Genomic DNA, 21675 nt, shown 5'->3' with positions numbered 1-21675 from the left:
TCTATTCTGGTCTATTGGCGCGGCGACATCACCTGGCCAGACGACGCTCGATCAAACCGCTCAACAACATTGCATACGGCGTATTCGACAAAAGTTTTAGGGCGGCAAATTGACACACCGCACATAAGGCTTTTACCCTAGCCAACAGCGATTGTAAATTGGTATTACCAATTAACCAAAACCGCTGCCCAGTGTCTGACCAACAACAATTAGGGGCCACCCCATATGCAAACCTGGCAACAGCTCTATACCCCGCTCGGCAGTCTCGGCATCTCCGCCCTCGCGGCCGTCATTCCTATCGTATTTTTCTTCCTGGCGTTGGCGGTGTTCCGCCTCAAAGGTCATGTGGCGGGCAGCATCACCCTGGCGTTGTCCATTGCCGTGGCGATCTTTGCCTTCCAGATGCCGGTCGACATGGCATTCGCTGCCGCCGGTTACGGCTTCGCCTATGGTCTGTGGCCCATCGCCTGGATCATTGTGGCGGCCGTATTCCTCTACAAACTGACGGTCAAGAGCGGCCAGTTTGAAGTGATCCGCAGTTCGGTACTGTCGATCACCGACGACCAGCGTTTGCAGGTGCTGCTGATCGGGTTCTGCTTCGGTGCATTCCTCGAAGGCGCCGCCGGTTTCGGTGCGCCGGTGGCGATTACTGCTGCATTGCTTGTCGGCCTGGGCTTCAATCCGCTGTACGCGGCAGGCCTGTGCCTGATCGCCAACACCGCGCCCGTGGCATTCGGTGCCCTGGGGATTCCAATCATCGTCGCCGGGCAAGTGACCGGCATCGACGCGTTCAAGATCGGCGCCATGACCGGTCGCCAACTGCCGCTGCTGTCGTTGTTCGTGCCGTTCTGGCTGGTGTTCATGATGGATGGCCTGCGCGGCGTTCGGGAGACCTGGCCTGCCGCACTGGTGGCCGGCCTGAGCTTTGCCGTCACCCAGTACTTCACTTCGAACTTCATCGGCCCGGAGCTGCCGGACATCACCTCGGCCTTGGCCAGCCTGATTTCCCTGACCTTGTTCCTGAAGGTCTGGCAACCGAAACGCGCCGCCGGCCAGCACATCGTCGGCGCCGTCTCGGCGTCCGTGGTAACAGCCAGCGCCGGTGGTTTCGGCCAGAAGCGCACTACTGTCGCTTCGCCTTACAGCCTCCTGGAAATCATCAAAGCCTGGTCGCCGTTCCTGATCCTCACCGTGCTGGTCACCATCTGGACCCTGAAACCGTTCAAGGCAATGTTCGCTGCCGGCGGCTCGATGTACAGCTGGGTGTTCAACTTCGCCATCCCGCACCTGGATCAAATGGTGATCAAGGTTGCACCGATCGTGGCGGCTCCAACCGCCCTTCCGGCGGTGTTCAAGCTCGATCCGATCTCCGCGACAGGCACCGCTATTTTCTTCTCCGCGCTGATCTCGATGCTGGTACTGAAGATCAACATCAAAACTGGTCTGACCACTTTGAAAGAGACCTTCTACGAGCTGCGCTGGCCGATCCTGTCGATCGGCATGGTGCTGGCGTTTGCCTTCGTCACCAACTACTCGGGCATGTCGTCGACCATGGCCCTGGTGCTGGCCGGTACCGGCGCAGCCTTCCCGTTCTTCTCGCCATTCCTCGGTTGGCTGGGTGTGTTCCTGACCGGTTCCGACACTTCGTCCAACGCCCTGTTCAGCTCGTTGCAAGCAACGACTGCGCATCAGATCGGCGTTAGCGATGTGTTGCTGGTGGCGGCGAACACCAGCGGCGGCGTGACCGGCAAGATGATCTCGCCACAATCGATCGCCGTAGCCTGCGCCGCGACCGGCCTGGTGGGCAAAGAATCGGATCTGTTCCGCTTCACCCTCAAGCACAGCCTATTCTTTGCAACGATAGTCGGTTTGATCACCCTGGCTCAGGCCTACTGGTTCACCGGCATGCTGGTGCATTAAGTAGTACAGGTTAAAAAGCAAAAACCGACGCCGGACCACGATTCCGGCGTCAGCAATTCACAACCCGGTCTGCAAGGCTGCTGAAAGTTGCCCACACTATTTTCAGCCGCCGCAGCGGACGGATAACCGGGACCACCCGGAGACGCCTGATGAGCGAGCTTTTTTACAACGCTGTGCCGAACGCGACCCGCGTCGCCCCGCCACTGCCCGAGCCTCGGCAATACCCCAGCGAGAAACCGTCACGGGTCTACCTGTTCGGGACCTGCGTCGTGGATTTGTTCTACCCGGAAGCCGGGATGGACGCGATCCACTTGCTGGAACGCGAAGGCATTCGTGTCGAGTACCCGCAAGGGCAAAGCTGCTGTGGACAACCGGCCTACACCTCGGGTTACACCGAGCAGGCAAGGACCGTAGCTCGCTCGCAACTGGCGCTGTTCGCCGGGGATTATCCGGTGGTGGTGCCGTCAGGTTCGTGTGCCGGGATGTTGCGCGAACACTACGCCGACTTGTTCAAGGACGAACCGCACACGCTGAAACAGGTTCAAGCATTGGCGGCCAGGACGTATGAACTGGCCGAGTTCCTGTTGTTTGTCTGCAAAGTGCAGCTCAAGGACAGCGGCGAACCGGTCAAAGTGGCGTTGCACACCTCGTGCTCGGCCCGCCGCGAGATGAACACCCACCTGCACGGTCGCGAGTTATTGGCGCAATTGAGCAATGTGGAGCGGGTCAATCATGATCATGAAAGTGAATGCTGTGGCTTTGGCGGGACTTTCAGCGTCCGAATGCCGGACATTTCCGGCGCGATGGTGGCGGACAAGACCCGGTCGTTGAAGGAGTCCGGCGCGCACAAGGTACTCAGTGCCGACTGCGGTTGCCTGATGAACATCAACGGCTCGCTGGAGAAACAGAAGGAAGCGCTGCGCGGCCAACACCTGGCCAGTTTCCTCTGGCAGCGAACCGGAGGTGCCCGATGAGCACGTCCACGATTATTCCGACGGTCAGCGTCGAGGAAGATTTTCGCGCCCGGGCTCACAAGGCTTTGGGCGACAAGCAACTGCGAAACAACTTTCGCACGGCAATGGATTCGCTGATGGCCAAGCGGGCAGCGTCCTTCGGCGATGCCCACGAACGAGAACATTTGCGAGCGCTGGGCAACGCTGTCCGCGCCCGTGCATTATCCAAGTTGCCCGACCTGCTCGAACAGCTTGAACAGAACCTGACCCGCAACGGTGTGACAGTGCACTGGGCGGAAACGGTGGACGAGGCCAATGGCATCGTCCTCTCGATCATCCGCGCTCACGAGGGGCGGCAAGTGATCAAGGGCAAATCGATGGTCAGCGAAGAGATGGAGATGAACCATGTCCTCGAAGCTCAAGGCATTGAGTGCCTGGAGTCGGACATGGGGGAGTACATCGTCCAGCTCGACCACGAGAAGCCTTCACACATAATTATGCCGGCGATCCACAAGAATGCCGGTCAGGTCGCGTCCTTATTCCACGACAAACTTGGCGTGGAATACACCAAGGACGTTGACCAACTCATTCAGATCGGTCGCAGAGTCTTGCGGCAGAAATTTTTCGAAGCGGACATCGGCGTCTCCGGTGTCAACTTCGCCGTGGCCGAAACTGGCACCTTGTTGCTGGTGGAAAATGAAGGCAACGGGCGCATGACCACCGCCGTACCACCGGTGCACATCGCCGTCACCGGTATCGAAAAAGTCGTGGAAAACCTGCGCGATGTGGTGCCGCTGCTGTCGCTGCTGACCCGTTCGGCGCTGGGCATTCCGATCACCACCTACGTGAACATGATCTCCGGCCCACGCAAGGAACATGAACTCGACGGCCCTCAGGAAGTGCACCTGGTCCTGCTCGACAACGGTCGCAGCCAGGCGTTTGCCGACAGCGAATTGCGTCAGACCCTGAACTGCATCCGCTGCGGCGCCTGTATGAATCATTGCCCGGTCTACACCCGAATCGGCGGCCACGCCTATGGGGAGGTTTACCCTGGGCCTATCGGAAAAATCATCACGCCGCACATGGTCGGCCTGGCGAAAGTCCCGGACCACCCCAGCGCCTCATCGCTTTGCGGTGCGTGCGGCGAAGTCTGCCCGGTAAAAATCCCAATTCCGGCACTGTTGCGTCGCCTTCGTGAGGAGAACGTCAAAGCGCCGGACAGCCCGCATCAAGTCATGCGTGGCCAAGGCAGCAAGTATTCGCGCAAAGAACGGTTCATCTGGAACGCCTGGGCCAGGCTCAACAGCTCGCCGACGCTGTACAGACTGTTCGGTTTCTTCGCCACGCGTTTACGCGCGCTCACGCCAGACAATGTCGGCCCGTGGACGCAGAACCACAGCGCACCAAAACCCGCTGCCCGCTCACTGCACGACATGGCCCGCGACCATATGGCCAAACAGGGAGACCGCTGATGAGCGCCAAGCAAAACATCCTCGCCAAACTTCGGAAAAGTCTGACCGGCACCACGCCTGTGCCTGACGAGTTTGACGTCGAACTGGTGACAGCGCCCTACACCTATACCGCTGAACAACGCATCCCGCAGCTGCGCAAATTGATGGAAGCGGTGCACACCGAAATTCATCTGACGTCGAGCGACGGCTGGCCTTCGCTATTAGCTCAGTTGTTGCAGGATCGCCAATTGCCAAGCCTGTTGATCGCGCCGACTACGCCTCACGGTCAACGCCTCTCACAGCATTGGGCGAATAATCCGGGGCTGCCGGCACTCAAGGCCTACGACCGCCCGATTGAAGAGTGGAAAGCCGAGTTGTTCAATGACACCCCGGCCAGCCTGACCGGCACCCTTGGCGCCATCGCCGCGACCGGCAGCCTGATTCTGTGGCCAACGCGCGAAGAACCGCGTTTGATGAGCCTGGTACCGCCGGTGCATTTCGCCCTGCTGAAGGCTAGCGAGATCCGCGACAACTTCTATCAGGTACAGCAGGAATTCAACTGGGCCCAAGGCATGCCGACCAACGCTCTGCTGGTGTCCGGTCCGTCGAAAACCGCCGACATTGAACAGATACTGGCCTACGGCGCTCATGGTCCGAAAGACTTGGTGGTTTTGATCCTGGAGGACCAATGAGTCTACCGGCGGCTTTCCTGAAAGATGCGCAGCAACTGATCCCCCAAGAGCGACGTTTCGACGACCCGCTGTCTACATTGGCCTTCGGCACTGACGCCAGCTTCTATCGACTGATTCCGCAACTGGTGATTCGCGTCGAGTCGGAAGACGAAGTCGTCGCGCTGCTCAAACTGGCGCAACGGGATCAGGTCCCGGTGACCTTCCGCGCCGCTGGCACCAGCCTGTCTGGCCAGGCTATCAGCGACTCGGTGCTGATCGTGCTGGGGGATAACTGGAACGGCCGCGAGATCCGTGGCCAAGGCACCCAAATCCGTCTGCAACCGGGCGTGATCGGCGCGCAGGCCAATGCCTGGCTGGCGCCGTTCGGACGCAAGATCGGCCCGGACCCGGCGTCGATCAACGCCTGCAAAATCGGCGGCATCGTCGCCAACAATGCCAGCGGCATGTGCTGCGGCACGGCACAGAACACCTATCACACGCTGGCCGGCATTCGGCTGGTACTGGCCGACGGTAGCCGCCTTGATACAGAGGACGCGGCCAGTGTCGCGGCGTTTCGTCAAAGCCACGCTGCACTGCTTGAACGTCTGGCCACCTTGGGCCGCGAGACCCGCGCCAATGCCGAATTGGCTGCGCGAATCCGCCACAAATACCGTCTGAAAAATACCACTGGCCTGTCACTCAATGCCCTGGTGGATTTCGACGAGCCTGTGGATATCTTGAGCCACTTGCTGGTGGGCTCCGAAGGCACCCTCGGCTTTATCAGCGCGGTGACTTACGACACGGTAATCGACCACCCGAACAAAGCCTCGGCGCTGATCGTGTTCCCCGACGTGGAAACCTGCTGTAACGCCGTGACCGTGCTGAAAAGCCAACCGGTGTCGGCCGTGGAACTGCTGGACCGGCGCAGTTTGCGCTCGGTGCAGAGCAAACCCGGCATGCCCGCTTTCGTACAGCACCTGTCGAACAATGCCTGCGCGCTGCTCATCGAATCCCGCGCCGCATCGTCCACCTTGCTGCAGGAACAACTGGCGCAAATCATGGCGTCGCTGACTTCGTTCCCGGTGGAGAAGCAGGTCGACTTCACCGAAGACCCGGTGGAAAACGCCCGCCTCTGGGCGATCCGCAAAGACACCTTCCCCGCCGTCGGCGCCGTTCGTAAAACCGGCACAACCGTAATCATCGAAGACGTGACCTTCCCGGTGGAACAACTGGCCATCGGGGTAAACCGCCTGATCGAGTTGTTCGACAAACATCACTACGACGAAGCGATCCTTTTCGGACACGCGCTGGAAGGTAATCTGCACTTCGTCTTCACCCAGGGCTTCAACAACCCGGAAGAAGTCGCACGCTACCAGGCGTTCATGGACGACGTGGCGCAGTTGGTGGCAGTGGAATTCGGCGGTTCGCTGAAGGCTGAACACGGCACCGGACGCAACATGGCGCCCTTCGTCGAGCTGGAGTGGGGCAGTGATGCCTACCAATTGATGTGGCAGCTCAAACGCCTGCTCGACCCCAGCGGCATTCTCAACCCGGACGTGGTGCTCAGCGAAGACCCGCAAATCCACCTCAAGCACCTGAAACCCTTGCCGGCCGCCGACGAGATTGTGGATAAGTGCATCGAGTGCGGTTTCTGCGAACCGGTGTGCCCCTCGAAAGGCCTGACCCTGAGCCCGCGCCAGCGCATCGTGATCTGGCGGGATATTCAGGCGAAAAAGCGCGCCGGCGTCGACACCACCGAACTCGAAGCGGCTTACGAATACCAAGGCATCGACACCTGCGCGGCCACCGGTCTTTGTGCGCAGCGCTGCCCTGTAGGCATCAATACCGGCGAGTTGGTGAAAAAGCTCCGCAGCCGTAACGCCAAGCATGTGAAAACGGCGAATTGGCTCGAAGGAAATTTCGCCACGGCACTGCAAGGCGCCCGCTTCACCCTGCACGTCGCCAACGGCGCGCGGATGCTGTTGGGAGCACCACGCCTGGCAAAACTTTCGGCGACACTGACCAAGCTGTCCAAAGGTCAGATCCCGCAATGGACCAATGCCATGCCCCAGCCGGAAAAAGCCATTCGCTTCAGTCCGACCGTGTCGGACGAGCGCCCCCGGGTGGTGTACCTGGCGGCGTGTGTTTCGCGGGTCATGGGCCCGGCGGCCGGTGATATAGAGCAAATGTCGCTGTACGACAAAACCCGCAGACTACTGGAAAAGGCCGGTTACCAGGTGGTCTTCCCGGACAATCAGGACAACCTTTGCTGCGGCCAGCCATTTGCCTCCAAAGGTTACGCCGAACAGGCCGAACACAAACGCCAGGAACTGATTGGCGCCTTGCTACACGCCAGTCGCGGCGGGCTCGACCCGATTTACTGCGACACCAGCCCTTGCACGTTACGGCTGGTTGAGGATTTGGGCCAGGTTCGACTGGACCTGTACGACCCGGTGCGTTTCATCCGTACGCATTTGATGGATCGCCTGGATTTCACTCCGCAGGAAGCGCCGATTGCGGTGCACGTCACCTGCAGCACCCAGCATCTGGGCGAGAGCCAGGCGTTGATCGAGCTGGCGCGCAAATGCAGCAAAACCGTGGTCATTCCAGAAGGGATTCACTGCTGCGGGTTTGCCGGCGACAAGGGATTCACTACGCCGGAATTGAATGCTCATGCGTTGAGAACGCTCAAGGACGCGGTTCAGCAGTGCAGCGAGGGAATCTCGACCAGTCGCACTTGTGAGATAGGGCTGACACAACACAGCACAATCGACTACCACGGGCTAGTCTATCTAGTGGACCGCGTTACCAAGGCCAGGGTGACCTGAAGCAAACATCAAGGAAGGCGTGTTTATGCGCCTTCTGTAATGCTTCTTGCTGGAATCGACAGCCCTGCCGTAGAAAATTCGAACCCTGACTTGTCGCCGCAGTCCACCTATCAAGTCCCGCAAACGTGGGGCCTTCCAAAACTCGGCAGCTCGCCCAGATGGTCAGTGATGCCTGGTTCTTCAGTTCAAGGAGATGCACATGAAACATTCTGTACTGTTCGGCCTGTTCGTTACTGCTTCCCTGATGGCTTCTGCTTCATTTGCTGCTGAAGACCTATGCGCGGTCAACCTGAAAACGATCGAAAATAACCAGGCGGAGTTCCAGAGTTCAGAAGACATGATGGGTACGATCAAGGAAGGCGTAGAGAAGGCCAAAGCGGATCAGGCAAAAGGTACTGAACAAGGCACTAAAGATTGCATTGGTGAAACGAGTGAGCTCATCCAGACCATGAAGAATGCCAAGAAAGGCGGTAAATAACCGCAGCGCTCAGGGCCAACCTTCGGGTTGGCCTTCTGAGCCTTGTTGGCGTACACTGCGCAGGCTTGTTGCTCACTTTGATTCACAGAGCAACAGGCTCGGGGCCGTTTAGGATTCGACGCCGGTTGCGAAACTTTAGGTGCATGCCGAGTTGGTAACAGAACTCGTAAATCCACTGTTGCAACTTCTTATAGTTGCCAATGACGAAACCTACGGGGAATACGCTCTCGCTGCGTAAGCAGCCTTAGCCCTTCCCTCCTGGTACCTTCGGGTCCAGCAATCATCAGGGGATGTCTGTAAACCCAAAGTGATTGTCATATAGAACAGAATCGCCGTGCAGTACGTTGTGGACGAAGCGGCTAAAACTTACACAACTCGCCCAAAGCACCCTGCCCGTCGGGTCGCTGAGGGTTAACTTAATAGACACGGCTACGCATGTAGTACCGACAGCGGAGTACTGGCGGACGGGGGTTCAAATCCCCCCGGCTCCACCAAATGCGACACCAACGAAGCCCGCCCAGTGCGGGCTTCGCTGCATCTGGGGGTTCATGTGTTGCTGAAGGTTGTTGTGGATTCATGTCGATTCACGTCAGTTTCAGCAGCTTTTCAGCAACATCCTCCCCGGCGTTCTGCCGACCGAACACACTCCCTGCATAAAGGAAAGATTCATAGGACGATGGCTGTCAAGGCACATCCTTAAAGAAGACATGGTGACCCAGGCGAGTGCGAGCGCCTTCAGGGTATGCCCGACGACTACACGCTGATCCCATGGCGCGGCAAGCCAGCCAGTGAATGTCCGGACGGCCCGCGTTACAAGGCGATCTGGAACAGCAAGGCGGTCACCGTCGTTCGCTGGATCGGCCAGCGCTTCCTCCGCCAGATCACACCCAGCCATACGGATAAAGGATCGTGCAGCACCGCTCGATACTGCAATGCCAATCCCATTCTTGCACCCTATTGCGCCAACACGATCCCGTGCATGACACGGCGCGCCCTTAAGCCTAAAGCCTTCGACACTGGCTCGCGTGTGAGCTGATCCAACTGGCGGGCGGCTGGACTGAGGATCATCACCTCGATGAATACGAAGCCCTGAAGAAAGTCGCCGTTAAATGGATAAACTTCAGCAACAGAAAATTCATACCAGCAGCACTAAGACAAAATTCCGTATGCGCCCACGCTTACAACAAAAAAATGACGCCATATTTCTATTGTCGCATACGTTAATTTCCATAAATTACACTACAAAGAAAACAAGAAATTGACGTCAAAAACAAACTTTAATTAATGCATTTTTTTAGTGGCTAAATGCCATTTTTTGTATTTAAATCGCTTCATACCTGTATCGGTGCCATTACAACAATGAACCGCCCTCAACTTTTCAGCATTATTGCCCTCCAACTAGGCGTTGTTTTTACCGTTTTTGCGCAGGAGAGCGTTAACAGTACCGCAAGTGTTGATCAACACCGAACGCTTAACCATAAAGACGTCGGGGGGGTCGTGATTGGACAGACAATCACCATGGCGGGGCGAGCGTTTTACGACAGTTTTGCCATTGCGTGGAGTGAAAAGGATGAGGCCGGAAACTTCACAGTTGCCATTACCGAGCGACCAACCGCGCGCCTGGGTAGTCAGGTGTTTGTCGACTACGGCAACCGTCGCCTTTTTCAGATGTTTCTTCCGCCAAACCGCACGCTCATTCCTGCCATTGGAACTAACGCAGCTGCTCAGGTTTACCAGGCAATTCTTGATTACCAACTAGCACAGTTTTTTGGCGATCCCGACTTGGGGCGCGACGAGCTATGAAAGGCACCTATATGCACCGTATTTCTTTGGCTGTAATCAACCTGACGCTTTTGTTTGGCTTAGTACATACCGCACACGCCAGCGAACTCGTATACGTGCCCAACAACCCTTCCTTCGGCGGTAACCCGCTGAACGGCCCGGTACTGTTGAACCAGGCGCAGGCGCAAAATGACCATACTGAAAAGTCGTCCTCTTCGGCTTCCGGACAGACTGCTCTGACTCAATTTAACAGCATGTTGCAAAGCGCCATTCTAAGCCGGGTGTCCTCTGCCGTGACCTCGAGCATCGTCGGCGCCGACGGCCAACTTTCACCCGGGGTTGTTGAGACCACCGACTTCCGCATCGCGATTACCAATCTTCAAGGTGGGCTGCTGCAAATTGTTACCACCGACAAGAACACCGGACAGACCACACAGTTTCAAGTCAATCAACCATAAAAGCTGCTGTAAAACCAACCCGCAATACCCTACCAATAAGCACATACTCAAAAAGGATGTTTGTAATGCACTCACGTAAATCACTTCTGTCTCTCGCAGTTCTGGTAGCACTGTCCGGTTCGGCCATGGCTGACTCCAGCAGCGTCAATACTACGCAGAACGGTTCCAGTAACAAATTGAACGTTGACCAGAGCGGTGCGACCGGATCATCGATCAGTATCAATCAGACTGGCCGCAACAACATTGCTGGCACCGTCTCAGCCCCCAAAACACCGATCAATCAGACCGCTACCTACAGTGCTCTGAGCATCAACCAAAATGGGGCTAACAACAGTGCCGCCGCTAACCAGGCTGGTAACAATAACGGTGCGGTCATCAATCAAATTGGCGAAAACATCCAGCGTGCCGATCTGACACAGGCTGGCAGCTTCAGCAACGCTACAATCGCGCAAGACAACAACTTCAACACATCGGCCAGTATCAATCAGGGTGACAGCAACAATAATACAGCTACCGCATCTCAAAATATTAACCGTGGCACCAGCGCTACTATTACTCAATCCGGAAGTTACACCGCCGGCACCATTTCTCAGCAAGACAACACCAGCGCTGTAGCCAGCCTTCATCAAGCAGGTAATGGCAACACCGGCACCGTGGCTCAGCAGAAAAACATCCAGGTTTCGGCCAGCCTGCAGCAAAGCGGCAACAGCAACATCGGTTATGTGCAGCAAGTCAACTCTGGCTTCAGCTCGGCTAATGCCCTGCAATCAGGTGACTTCAACAGTGCCACTGTTTACCAGAACGGCAGTGTCCTGAACGCTGACGTTAAACAATATGGCAACAACAACTCTGCCTCCAGCACTCAAACCGCGTCCTTCAACGAAGAATCGCTGCTGCAAATCGGTACCAACAACCGCGCTGTTGTGAGCCAGACCGGCAATGGACTCCTTGCCACCAACACCGTTGGCCTGACCCAGGCAGGCAATAATCTGACTGCTAACGTCAGCCAGACGGGCGGCAACGGCAACGTCGCTACTATCTACCAGCACTAAGTTGTTTAACCCCGCCGATTTTTTCGGCGGGTTTTTTTTGTGCAGGAAGAGAAAGAAAATGCGTGTCCGTTCGTTATTGTCGATTGTATCTGCCGCAATACTACTCGCTGGTTGTGTCACGTCTCGACCCGCGTCGACCTTGTCCCCGGCAACGCTCGCGCCCGCTACACAGAGCCTCCGTGACTTGACTAACCTGCCTGCGCCTGCTGGCCCTATCAGTGTCGCGGTATATGGCCTGCGCGATCAGACCGGCCAATACAAACCGGCGCCTGACAGCTCGTTTTCAACCTCGGTGACCCAAGGGGCTGCATCGCTCTTAATCACCGCGCTGCGAGATTCCCGCTGGTTCAAACCGGTCGAACGTGAAAACCTGCAAGATCTGCTCACAGAACGCAAAATAATCCGTGCACTAGAGGATCCCCAAGACAAGGCCCAAGGCCAGTTACCGCCATTACGTGCTGCTAACATGGTAATTGAGGGCGCCATCGTCGCCTATGAAAGCAATGTTAGAACAGGTGGCATTGGTGTTCGTTATCTAGGCGTCGGGCCATCGGAGTTGTACCGGCAAGATCAGGTTACGGTCAACTTGAGGGCGGTAGACATCAGAACTGGCGACATTATTCAGAGCATCACGACGACCAAAACAGTGTTTTCGATTCAGGTCGACTTCGGCATTTTCCGCTTCGTCTCATTCAAACACCTGCTAGAAGTTGAAACAGGGTTGTCGCGCAACGAACCTGTTCAGCAATGCGTGCGCGAAGCGATTGAAACCGCACTGATCCACATGATTGCCCAAGGAGCCCGCGACGGTAGCTGGAACCTGAAGAACCCGGACGATCTCCACAAACCGTTGTTGCAAGGCTATCTAAAAAGTTATGACGAACTCATGACCACCTTGCCGGCTGCCCCAATCGAAAGTCTATTGCTAACAAACGGAGAGATTAATGGCGCTCAAAAATAATCGTCGCTGGTGGCTGGCCGCTACGCTGTCCGCCACCTGCGCACTATGCCAGGCAGCAGACCTGACCCCCGAGACGCGCTATGCCGGCATAACCGTGGGCAACAGCGTCGCCACCATTTCGCAGATCGGCTCGTACAACAAAACACGAGTCGATCAGAATGGCGCCGCACAACGTCTTGCTCAAAGTCAGGTGGGGATTGGCAATCGGGCGGTGATCAACCAAAGCAATGTTGTCAATTCGATTTCTGCCAAGCAGGAAGGATTGAACAACGGTCTGGAGATCAATCAATCTGGTGCTTACAACCAGACCGGCGTCGTGCAGCAAGGCACTTCCAACCTGGCCAGTGTCGTTCAGAACGGTGCGTACAATCAGGCGTTTGTCGGCCAGTATGGGCAAGCTAACCAGGCGACAGTTGATCAAACCGGGTTCGGTGGTACGGTCTCGATCATACAGCACGGCGATAACATGAGCGCCAACGCGACGCAGAGGTAAACCCTATGATGGACTTTTCCCAGTTGGGCGTGTCGATCGAAATGCAGCGCAGCGGAGCGATTGTGATGATCCGTCCTCACATTGAGAACCCTACGCCTCTGTCACTTCAGTATCGAATGACAGTGCGCCAAAACAGCTCGAACGGAAGCGCCGGTATTAGTCAGCAAGGCGAGGTGCAAAGCGGCGTTTCGTCTAACGGAGTTAGCCTGAGCATGCCTGAAGATGCGACCTGCCAGGTGCATTTGGAAATTTTCCAGAACGACACGCTGCTCAGAGAGATCGATAGTTCATGCAACGGCGCGCCTAAATAGTCGCTGAAAAATAATGGCGTTACTGCACCGCAAAAGATCACCAGTCCCTTCTCCACCACCGTCACCTACCAGGCCACGGATTCGCTCGGTGCACTCTCGGCACCAGCCACAGTCATCGTGCAGGTCACGCCGTTGATAACCCAGAAGACCCTGGTGGCGACCCCCGCCAAGGCACGGGCACGCTCCAACAACCGCTTCACTTGAGGCCGTCCGGACCTGACTCGGCCATGGTCGGCAACACCATCACCGCTCAGGTCCCCCCTCAAAGCGTCCGTGGCCCGCAAGCCAAGCACGATTTTCGTTTCGCCGGATATGAAGGGCGAAGACCTGTTGGCGCATGCCTGTGAGTCGCTGGCCTCGGCGAGTGTAATGCTGGCGGAACTGGCGGTGAATCGGATGCTGGATAACATTAAAGTGTCGAGATCGTCGCCACACCGCTGATCCACCTGAGGGAGTGAGCCTGCTCGCGATGGCGGTGTGTCATGCGACATCCATATTGTATGCACGATGGCTATCGCGAGCAGGCTCACTCCCACAAAGGCAATTTCAGTATGTGGCTGGGATTTAAACCACCTTCAACTCCACCTCTACATGCCCACGCGTCATCCGCGAATACGGGCACATCTGATGCGCAGCCTCAGCCAGTTCACGCTTCACCCCCGCCTCCAAGCCGGGAATGTTGACGTTCAACCTGACGGCCAGCTGAAAGTCCCCGGCACTGGTTTTACCCAAGTCCACCTCGGCATCCACCGATGTGTCTTCCGGCAATTTGATTTTCATCTTGCCTGCCGCCACCTGGATCGCGCCGATGAAACAAGCCGAATAGCCGAGGGCAAACAGTTGCTCCGGATTGGTGCCGGGCTTGCCCGAGCCGGGGGAGCTGAAGGTGACGTCGAGTTCGCCATCGCTGGACTTGCCGGTACCGGTGCGGCCACCGACAGTGTGGGTTTTTGCGGTGTACAGAACGTTTTCCAGTGCAGTACTCATGGCCGTGACTCCTGATGGGAAGCAACAGAGTAGGCAAGCCTAGCAGCGCAGCCTCTACTCACCCGTGACGTTTGTCGGTTTTGTGTCTTCGCCTCCTCGCCGGGTTTATCTATCCTTTCGCCTCAGGTCCACTCAGGAAAAAAACATGAACCGCTTGATCATCGTCGTTCTGTTGGCCGTGGTTTCCACGTATGCACACGCCGCCACCGAACTTGCACCTCGTGTCGAGCACGTCCCTTTCGATAAAGGCGCCGATAGCGTCAGGTTCAACCAATCGATCAAAGGCCCGAACACCGCGCAGTACCGCGTCAATGCGAAGGCAGGCCAGATACTGACCGTCGACCTCAAGCCCTCCAAGGCATCCGCCTATTTCAACATCACCGCCAAGGGGGCCGACTCTGCGCTGTTCAACGGATCGATCATGGGCAACCACTTCATGGGCCCGTTGCCCGTCGATGGCGAGTACACGGTTCAGGTGTACCTCATGCGCAACGCTGCACGGCGCAACCAGGTCGCTTATTACAGCCTTTCATTGAACCTCAGCCCCTCGACGGACAGCGCCCAACCGTTTGATCAGACGCTAGAACTGCAAGGCATACGATTTCATGTGAAAGGGGAATGGGTCGACGGGAACCCCGTGGTGCGCATTTCGCCTCAAGGGTTGGAAATCGACAACGCGCAGATCACTCGACCACTCACCGGCAACATCGCACGCGCGGAAGTCGCCGACCTGGATCGCGATGGCTCACCGGAGATTTACGTCTTCGCCCGATCACCTGGTCGCGGGATGCCGGGTGAGTTGGTCGCCTATGCAGCCAACCGCAAAAAATCGCTGAGCGAGATTTACCTTCCGGCCGTTAGTGAGAACGCAAAAATGGCGGAGGGGTATCAGGGGGAAGAAGAGTTTGCAGTGGTGGAGAACATGTTGGTGCGCCGGTTTCCGATTTATGACAGTGCGGATGTTGAGGCGGGACGGACGGGGAGGATGCGGCAGGTTCAGTACAGGTTGATGGCTGGGGAGGCTGGGTGGGTTTTGAGGGAAGGTGAGGTTACTGAATATTGAGAATTGGAGCCGGCCATGTGCGATCGACAATTCAGCACGACTTTACAAAGCAGGGGGCAATAAAGTTGACTACCAAATCACCGAGCGACACATGCGAGCTGATTTAACGGCTCAGCTCGGGTCAGGATCAGGAGCGCATTAATGATGTCGAACAAGCATGTTTTTACTAAGGGCGCCAAGAGCCCCTTTGCCGACTTTATTCGTAACGCCAAGTCAAATCAAAAAAAGCGTATCTACAGCAAAGTGCTGACAGAAGCCACCAAGCAGCAGAACCTTGTGATGATGGAAGCTGAAGCTAAACGAGGTTAACCCGCTGCTCAGATAAGAAGCCCGCCCTCGTGTCGTAATGCTGTTCACTTAAGCCGTTATGCGATCTGTAGCAGCTGGCGAAGCCTGCGTCGGCCGGTCCGCGCTCGGGCGAAGCAGTCGTAAAATCAGCCATTGCGGTGCGTCAGGTACACCACGGCAGCCGGGTTCACGACTGCTTTGCCCGAGCGCGGACCGGCCGACGCAGCCTTCGGCAGCTGCTACAAGCATGCGTCGTGACTGAAATTGCTTAAGTGAACAGCATTGCGCCCTCGTGTCGGGCTTTTTTTATTTTTCGCTCACTTTTGGCAAGCCATCGTCCCATCACATCGACCTAGATCTTGCTGCCCCCCCACTAGTAAGGGGTCATGCTCTGATTCGCACGCTATCCAAATGGATGTAGTCCACGTCCTAGGAAACTTCCCGCAACTCGTATCGAATTTCATGAACTGGCGGATGCGGTTCTACGTCGATAGCCTTCAGATGTCGCTACAAAACAGCGATCGGCTTTGACAGGCTGAAAAGTGTAATCTGCACTCCCTCCCGACCGGGCGGCATGCTCACGCGCATGCAGTCTCGTTATGGTGGCTGTGCGCGGGGCATCTTCGGGTGCACCGGGTTCTCACACTTCCGGTCTGTCAACCCGCGCACAGCTGCCACCCAATCCTGTTTGACAGCAGGGGATTGGTAGCTCTTATCAATAGTGTGAGGATATTCAATTTGAAAAAGATAACTCCAAATCCACCTGGATCTGAGGCACGCTCAGATGCAGACACTCCCGATTTGACTCATCTCGCTGATTCCACCGAACGCACCGTCAGCGCTCGTCTGCGCAACCCACAACGCCCCGACCCCATCAGCCACGTCTTCACCCTCCTCCCCGAAATCGACACTCCTACCCTGCTCGCTCACGCCTGCGAAACACTGGCCTCCCTCAACGTCATGACCACCGACCTCGCCTGTGAGCTCGAAGGCTCGCGTCGCAATGTGGCACTGGCGATTCAGCAGTTGAGCGTACTGGCCGAGCTGTTGGTAAACCGCGCGCTGGACAACCTCGACCCGCCCGATGGGCTACCTGAAACCCCATCCGCCAGCCAACACTGAATACTCGCGTTCGTTTACCCAATGGAGGGGTTGTCATGGATCGATACATGCCTATCACCGGCATCGACTGCACCATCGCGTCGTTGCTGATCGACACCGAAGCACCGCTGGACGTATTGCACGAAACCGCGGCTTACCGCATCCGTACCGCGACTCAATTGCTGGAGAACATCGCGTTTGGCGAAGGTGTTCACAGTGAACTGGCGCGGGTACTGGTGACTTCGCTGCGCGATGGTTGTGATTTGATGGATGTCGTCGGTAGACGATTGCGGGCACAGGTTTAGACGATGTAACGAAATGGCCGTAGCTCATCAATAACGAAAGCACCTGGCGAAAACATCGCAGGTGCTTTTTTGGTTTCAACTCAGCAGAACGTTTCCAGCCAACAGCCTCAGTTCACTTCTGGTCATCTTGCGGGCGAATTAAAGGACAGGCTCATCGGAAATTTCCTTCAAACCTTAACGACTCTGAGCTGATTGTGCCGATCAACCTTTAGACCTACGCTGAACCCACAAAATGGCAGTTCGTCCACGACCGGTTGCTTGAGATCGTCCTTCCCACCAGAATCACCTCGCCGAATCACCGGCTGACAAGGAGGCCACATTGCAAACCATCAAACTGCCTGGTCGCCTTGTCGGTATTGGCTTGTACACACCGGCAGAAGCCTCCCTTTACACGGGGATTCCGGCTGCCGATATTCGCCGGTGGCTATTCGGATATACCGCGCATGGTGTTCAGTATCCGGGGATTTGGAGCTCTGAACTGGCTGACCTGGATGAGGCCGTTCTAGGCTTTCATGACCTCATTGAAATTCGCTTCGTGCATGCCTTCCGCCAACACGGTATCAGCCTGCAAGCCATCCGCAATGCCTCACAGCAAGCAAAAGAATTGTTTAACCAGGCCTATCCGTTTACCTGCAAACGTTTTCAAACCGATGGCCGAAGCATTTTCGCTACCGTCCTGAGTGAAACAGGGGATGAGTCCCTTCTGGATCTGATAAAGCGTCAATATGCCTTCGAGCAAGTCATTAAACCTTCTCTATACGAGGGCATTGACTACACGGAATCAGAGGCGGCTCAACGTTGGTATCCCGTCAAGCGCAGTAAAGCCATCGTTCTGGACCCTTCTCGCAATTTCGGCAAACCCGTTCTCACAACGGCAGGAATCGATACCGCGACGATTTTCAGCGCTTATAAGACAGAGGGAAAAGACACCAAACGGGTGGCACTTCTCTATGAAATTTCTACGGCAGCCGTTGAAGCCGCGGTGCACTTTGAGCAAAGGAATGCCGCTTGAACTTCTTGCTGGATAATAACCTTCCTCCCGCATTGGCCCGTGCGTTGAATGAGTTGACTAAAATAGAAGGCCATTCGGTATTGCCACTGCGAGATAAATTTCCGCAAAACACCACCGACATTGACTGGATTTCAGTGCTGAGTAACGAAGGCGGCTGGGCGGTAATCTCACAAGATAAATTTACAAAGGGCGATATAGAAAAACGAGCGTTTCGCGAATCTGGACTACCCGTTTTCTGCCTGGCCAGGCATTGGAGAAATGAGTCCTATTGGAACAAGGCTCATAACCTGGTGCGTTGGTGGCCTGCAATTACCGCTCAAGCAAATCTGATCAGAGGCGGCGCTGCGTTCCGCGTACCCTGGAAGTTTCCTGCCCATGGGAAATTTGATCAGATAAAAATCTAACGCTCGTCATTCAATTAATTGATTTCCGTTCAGAAGCCTCCTCGCCCCTTCCTCTCCTCGAAACAACCTACCCAAACATCAGCACAAATGGCGCAGCCGCTCGTTGGATGGCACTGACAACATGAGGGGCTCGTTCTCGATGCTGCGGATAGCGGTCAAGCACGACCTCCAGCGCCGCTAACAATGTCTGGAGGCGAGCTGAAGATTCTGCCGCTATTGCCTTCTGGAGTGCTGACACTGAGCGAAGTCATTTTCATGCGAACAGATCCCCAAGCTCTTCAAGCGTCGGCATCGCCGCCGGAATGACCGATAACTCACAGTCCAGCGCAGCCAGGATTCGCGCAAAAGCGATCATCCCGACGCTAAGGGTGCCTTTTTCTACCGCGATGACTTTATGTCGTGTCAGCCCCGCGAGTTCGGCGAGCTGGACTTGCGTCAGGCCACGATTGATACGTTTTTCGCGTATTTGCTTACCGAGGCGGGAGATGATCAGTGAGTAGTCCATGTGCCGTTACCGTAACATTCATGACTAAAATTATCGTATACATAACATTCTGGCTACTCAGAATGACTGGGGCCGGATATTTTGCTGATTTCCCCACCCAATTGCCTGTTAATCCGGCAACCCGTAACCGCTCAAACCCTTCAGACAATCACACACTCCCCTTCTACACTCAGTTCGAATTCACCTAATAACGCCAACCAAAAAGAGCCCTCATGACCACCCTCGAAGACCGTTTGAAGCAAGGCAAGGATGCTCGCAAAAACTGCTCGCGCAGTGCTCAGGCGGCCATGGGGAAAGGAACGCGTGATCCGCTGCCGCTGATCAAGCGGTCCAGCGAAGGCCGGATCAAATCGCTGGTCGAGTTACGGTATGGCCGCATGCTCGTGTCGCCGTTCGCCTTTTATCGAGGCAACGCCTTGCTGCAAGCGCATGACCTGGCCGCCACACCCGACATGGGTCTGGTATCGACGATCTGTGGCGATTGCCACTTGATGAATTTCGGCGGTTTTGCCACACCCGAGCGCAATCTGTTGTTTAGCGTCAATGATTTTGACGAAGCCCACCCTGGCCCGTGGGAATGGGACCTGAAACGCCTGGTGGCGAGTTTCATGGTGGCGGCCCGGGACCTGCGCCACGGTGAGACGGTGGAAGAAACCGTCTGCCGCCAAGTGGTCGGCGCCTATCAGGAAAGCATGCTGGAGTGCGCCCAACAAAGCTCACTGGATAACTGGTACGAGTCCATCAGTTACGATGACTTGCTCAGGCAGGCGAGCAAAGGCACGCTGGAGCACGTGGAGCGTGCCATTGCAAAAGCCGAGCGGCGTACGCATGCCGAACTGCTGCCGAAAATCAGCGAACGTCACGCGAAAGGTCATCTGGTCATTCGCGATGACTTGCCGGAAATTTTCCACCTGCACAAAAACACCACGCTGCTGGATGCCGACGATGACTGGCTGCGCCTTTCGGACTGGCGCCCGCTGTATGACACATTCATGGGCGACTACCGAACCACGCTGCAAGCTGACCGTCGTGAACTACTGTCACGTTTTCACGTTCACGACATGGCGTTCAAAGTGGTGGGTGTAGGCAGTGTCGGCACGCGCTGCCTGGTGGCGCTGCTGACGGATGAGCAAGAGTTCCCGCTGTTCCTGCAATTCAAGGAAGCGCGGCGTTCGGTGCTCGCCGATTACGTGAAGGCGAAATCCCGTGTGCGACATAACGGTCAGCGAGTGGTCGACGGTCAGCGATTGATGCAATCGGCCAGTGACCTGTTCCTCGGCTGGACCACCGGCCCCAGCGGTCGACACTTTTATGTGCGCCAGTTGCGCGACATGAAAATCTCAGCCGAACTGGAAACCTTCGACACCGAAGCATTTGCTGCCTACGCACGCTTGTGTGGTCGCGCCCTTGCTCGCGCCCATGCCAAATCATCCGGGCACGCCTCGCAGATCAGCGGGTACATCGGCAAGAGCGATGCGTTGGCAGAGGCGCTGATCAAGTACGCAAAAAGTTACACCGACCAGAATGAGCGCGACTACGAACGATTCCAGCAAGCCTGCCGCAAGGGTCAGTTGCGCACGCGTTCGGAGGCGGACTTTGCGGCGGATCATTTGCCGTGAACGCTCTGGCCCGTGGACGTTCATCTACATGAACTTTTCTTCACCCCGTCGCGCCTCAACAATCGGTACATTGTCCTCGCTCTTCAAGAAACTACAGTTTGCCCGCCCTCCCGCGGGCTTTTTTTTGCCTGAAAGAACGGACAACCTTTCACTGTCTGTTTTTCACACAGTGGTGGGTGGTGCAGCGTCCAGCTTGGTGCTCATGTCCGCTGACGCCGAACCCTTTTTCAGCACCGGCACGTCCAGTCTTGCCCGCCCGTAAAACGCCAGGGCCGTCAGCAAACACGCCAGCCAAACGAAGATCCCGGCCCAGAAGGTGTGGGACATGTAGTGCCAGCCTTGCAGAACCCTTGTTGTTCCGTAGACGAAACCGAGCACCAACGAGAACCACAACACCGCTTTGGAATATCGCCACTGGTAGCGACGCGCAACGAAGTACAGCGCAAGCATGGTGAAACCACCCGACGCATGCCCACCCGGCCAGCAGCGACCGTCACCGGCTTCATGGAACAGTTGGAAGTTGTTGTACCACTCCATGTGCGCAATTTTGCCGCCATAGAGGGTCGTTTCAATCGGGCAATACACGCTGGTGTGGGCCTTGAGGAAATGGATCACACCGGTGCAGACGGCAAACGCCACCACCACAAAGATAAAGTCGCGGCGATGCTCATAGGTAAACCGCAGCACGGGGGCGGCTTTGATCCGCTCCAGAAATTGACCGATACGCGGGCGCTTTTGCGGGTTGACCAGTGGCCAGGCAAACGACAGCATCATGCCGATCAAGGCGATTTCTGCGGTCCAGTTGGGAATGATGCGCGCCCACTTGTGGGTGACTTTCTCGAATAAGTGAACCTGGTCGAGCGGGAAGGTCTGGGTGACCGGATCAAAAAAAAGATTGTTGAAGGCGATGTCGATGGTAGTCATGTCGAACATCAGGAAAACCGCAGCTGCGCAGACTAGCGCAATACCGAAGTTCACCCAGTAAAAGCGGTGTCGGGAAAAATTCAGCATGATGTGTCCTGATCCTGAGGAA

General features: G+C 56.3%; 22 protein-coding genes, 1 other RNA gene and 2 pseudogenes. 22 read left to right on the top strand and 3 right to left on the bottom strand.

All coding sequences use genetic code 11. From position 1 onward, the window contains the following. Window positions 1-225: 225 nt before the first annotated feature. The 15 genes and pseudogenes from J2Y56_RS16975 to J2Y56_RS16905 form a co-directional block, all read left to right on the top strand. The gene (locus tag J2Y56_RS16975) at window positions 226-1920 is read left to right on the top strand and encodes a lactate permease LctP family transporter (protein ID WP_150782261.1); all 1695 of its coding nucleotides are present in this window, start codon (window positions 226-228) and stop codon (window positions 1918-1920) included. A gap of 149 nt (window positions 1921-2069) precedes the next feature. Next, window positions 2070-2894, top strand: coding sequence for a (Fe-S)-binding protein (locus J2Y56_RS16970; RefSeq protein ID WP_007942911.1), 825 nt, complete (start codon window positions 2070-2072; stop codon window positions 2892-2894). Then, window positions 2891-4345 (top strand): LutB/LldF family L-lactate oxidation iron-sulfur protein, encoded by a 1455-nt coding sequence (locus J2Y56_RS16965; RefSeq protein ID WP_310334313.1) that lies wholly within the window; start codon window positions 2891-2893, stop codon window positions 4343-4345. The genes J2Y56_RS16970 and J2Y56_RS16965 overlap by 4 nt, the downstream gene beginning before the upstream one ends. Beyond that, the gene (locus tag J2Y56_RS16960; protein WP_310334314.1) at window positions 4345-5016 is read left to right on the top strand and encodes a lactate utilization protein C; all 672 of its coding nucleotides are present in this window, start codon (window positions 4345-4347) and stop codon (window positions 5014-5016) included. Before J2Y56_RS16965 ends, J2Y56_RS16960 begins: the two co-directional genes overlap by 1 nt. Continuing rightward, a complete protein-coding gene (locus J2Y56_RS16955) occupies window positions 5013-7823 on the top strand; it encodes an FAD-binding and (Fe-S)-binding domain-containing protein (protein WP_310351506.1) in 2811 nt (936 codons plus the stop codon). The genes J2Y56_RS16960 and J2Y56_RS16955 overlap by 4 nt, the downstream gene beginning before the upstream one ends. Window positions 7824-8022: 199 nt before the next feature. Then, complete coding sequence (locus J2Y56_RS16950) at window positions 8023-8301, top strand: hypothetical protein (protein ID WP_007942915.1); 279 nt, start codon at window positions 8023-8025, stop codon at window positions 8299-8301. Between the two features lie 100 nt (window positions 8302-8401). Further along, window positions 8402-8795, top strand: a transfer-messenger RNA (tmRNA) gene (ssrA, locus tag J2Y56_RS16945). 221 nt (window positions 8796-9016) lie between these two features. Then, window positions 9017-9184 (top strand): annotated as a pseudogene (locus tag J2Y56_RS16940) (cytosine methyltransferase); the annotation flags it as partial. A 422-nt stretch (window positions 9185-9606) separates the two neighbouring features. Further along, window positions 9607-10104 carry a CsgE family curli-type amyloid fiber assembly protein gene (locus J2Y56_RS16935; protein ID WP_081502727.1) on the top strand — a complete coding sequence of 166 codons (498 nt, stop codon included), beginning with the start codon at window positions 9607-9609 and terminating at the stop codon, window positions 10102-10104. Continuing rightward, the gene (locus tag J2Y56_RS16930; RefSeq protein ID WP_238543851.1) at window positions 10101-10541 is read left to right on the top strand and encodes a curli assembly protein CsgF; all 441 of its coding nucleotides are present in this window, start codon (window positions 10101-10103) and stop codon (window positions 10539-10541) included. Before J2Y56_RS16935 ends, J2Y56_RS16930 begins: the two co-directional genes overlap by 4 nt. A 65-nt stretch (window positions 10542-10606) precedes the next feature. After that, complete coding sequence (locus J2Y56_RS16925) at window positions 10607-11593, top strand: hypothetical protein (protein WP_310351505.1); 987 nt, start codon at window positions 10607-10609, stop codon at window positions 11591-11593. A 58-nt stretch (window positions 11594-11651) separates the two neighbouring features. Continuing rightward, the gene (locus J2Y56_RS16920) at window positions 11652-12554 is read left to right on the top strand and encodes a CsgG/HfaB family protein (RefSeq protein ID WP_007942920.1); all 903 of its coding nucleotides are present in this window, start codon (window positions 11652-11654) and stop codon (window positions 12552-12554) included. Next, window positions 12538-13047 (top strand): hypothetical protein, encoded by a 510-nt coding sequence (locus tag J2Y56_RS16915; RefSeq protein ID WP_007942921.1) that lies wholly within the window; start codon window positions 12538-12540, stop codon window positions 13045-13047. The genes J2Y56_RS16920 and J2Y56_RS16915 overlap by 17 nt, the downstream gene beginning before the upstream one ends. Window positions 13048-13052: 5 nt before the next feature. Next, on the top strand, window positions 13053-13358 hold the full coding sequence (gene csgH, locus J2Y56_RS16910; protein ID WP_007942922.1) for a curli-like amyloid fiber formation chaperone CsgH: 306 nt from the start codon (window positions 13053-13055) through the stop codon (window positions 13356-13358). Window positions 13359-13613: 255 nt separating this feature from the next. Next, window positions 13614-13799: pseudogene (locus J2Y56_RS16905) on the top strand (DUF6124 family protein); the annotation flags it as partial. 123 nt (window positions 13800-13922) lie between these two features. Here J2Y56_RS16905 and J2Y56_RS16900 read toward each other — a convergent pair. Beyond that, a complete protein-coding gene (locus J2Y56_RS16900; RefSeq protein ID WP_007942923.1) occupies window positions 13923-14345 on the bottom strand; it encodes an organic hydroperoxide resistance protein in 423 nt (140 codons plus the stop codon). A 145-nt stretch (window positions 14346-14490) separates the two neighbouring features. On the opposite strand from J2Y56_RS16900, the gene J2Y56_RS16895 reads away from it, so the two are divergent. The 6 genes from J2Y56_RS16895 to J2Y56_RS16870 all read left to right on the top strand — a co-directional run bounded on the left by J2Y56_RS16895 (window position 14491) and on the right by J2Y56_RS16870 (window position 18518). Then, window positions 14491-15408, top strand: coding sequence for a hypothetical protein (locus J2Y56_RS16895; RefSeq protein ID WP_007942924.1), 918 nt, complete (start codon window positions 14491-14493; stop codon window positions 15406-15408). A gap of 141 nt (window positions 15409-15549) precedes the next feature. Continuing rightward, window positions 15550-15717, top strand: coding sequence for a hypothetical protein (locus tag J2Y56_RS16890; RefSeq protein WP_007942925.1), 168 nt, complete (start codon window positions 15550-15552; stop codon window positions 15715-15717). Window positions 15718-16434: 717 nt separating this feature from the next. Then, complete coding sequence (locus J2Y56_RS16885; RefSeq protein ID WP_007942927.1) at window positions 16435-16818, top strand: DUF6124 family protein; 384 nt, start codon at window positions 16435-16437, stop codon at window positions 16816-16818. Between the two features lie 35 nt (window positions 16819-16853). Next, window positions 16854-17102 (top strand): hypothetical protein, encoded by a 249-nt coding sequence (locus J2Y56_RS16880; RefSeq protein ID WP_310334327.1) that lies wholly within the window; start codon window positions 16854-16856, stop codon window positions 17100-17102. Between the two features lie 319 nt (window positions 17103-17421). Continuing rightward, window positions 17422-18114 carry a hypothetical protein gene (locus tag J2Y56_RS16875; protein ID WP_007942929.1) on the top strand — a complete coding sequence of 231 codons (693 nt, stop codon included), beginning with the start codon at window positions 17422-17424 and terminating at the stop codon, window positions 18112-18114. Then, on the top strand, window positions 18111-18518 hold the full coding sequence (locus tag J2Y56_RS16870; RefSeq protein WP_310351499.1) for a hypothetical protein: 408 nt from the start codon (window positions 18111-18113) through the stop codon (window positions 18516-18518). The genes J2Y56_RS16875 and J2Y56_RS16870 overlap by 4 nt, the downstream gene beginning before the upstream one ends. A gap of 253 nt (window positions 18519-18771) precedes the next feature. Here the strand turns inward: J2Y56_RS16870 and J2Y56_RS16865 are convergent, their stop codons facing one another. Beyond that, window positions 18772-19023 (bottom strand): helix-turn-helix domain-containing protein, encoded by a 252-nt coding sequence (locus J2Y56_RS16865; RefSeq protein WP_310334332.1) that lies wholly within the window; start codon window positions 19021-19023, stop codon window positions 18772-18774. A gap of 212 nt (window positions 19024-19235) precedes the next feature. Here J2Y56_RS16865 and J2Y56_RS16860 point away from each other — a divergent pair, with 212 nt between their 5' ends. After that, window positions 19236-20642 carry a DUF2252 domain-containing protein gene (locus tag J2Y56_RS16860; protein ID WP_310351497.1) on the top strand — a complete coding sequence of 469 codons (1407 nt, stop codon included), beginning with the start codon at window positions 19236-19238 and terminating at the stop codon, window positions 20640-20642. 162 nt (window positions 20643-20804) lie between these two features. Here the strand turns inward: J2Y56_RS16860 and J2Y56_RS16855 are convergent, their stop codons facing one another. Then, on the bottom strand, window positions 20805-21653 hold the full coding sequence (locus J2Y56_RS16855) for a phosphatase PAP2 family protein (RefSeq protein WP_310351495.1): 849 nt from the start codon (window positions 21651-21653) through the stop codon (window positions 20805-20807). Between the last annotated feature and the right edge of the window lie 22 nt (window positions 21654-21675).

The organism is Pseudomonas sp. BE134 (assembly GCF_031456105.1).
GTDB lineage: Bacteria > Pseudomonadota > Gammaproteobacteria > Pseudomonadales > Pseudomonadaceae > Aquipseudomonas.
This window is presented reverse-complemented; position numbering and strand designations above follow the sequence as displayed.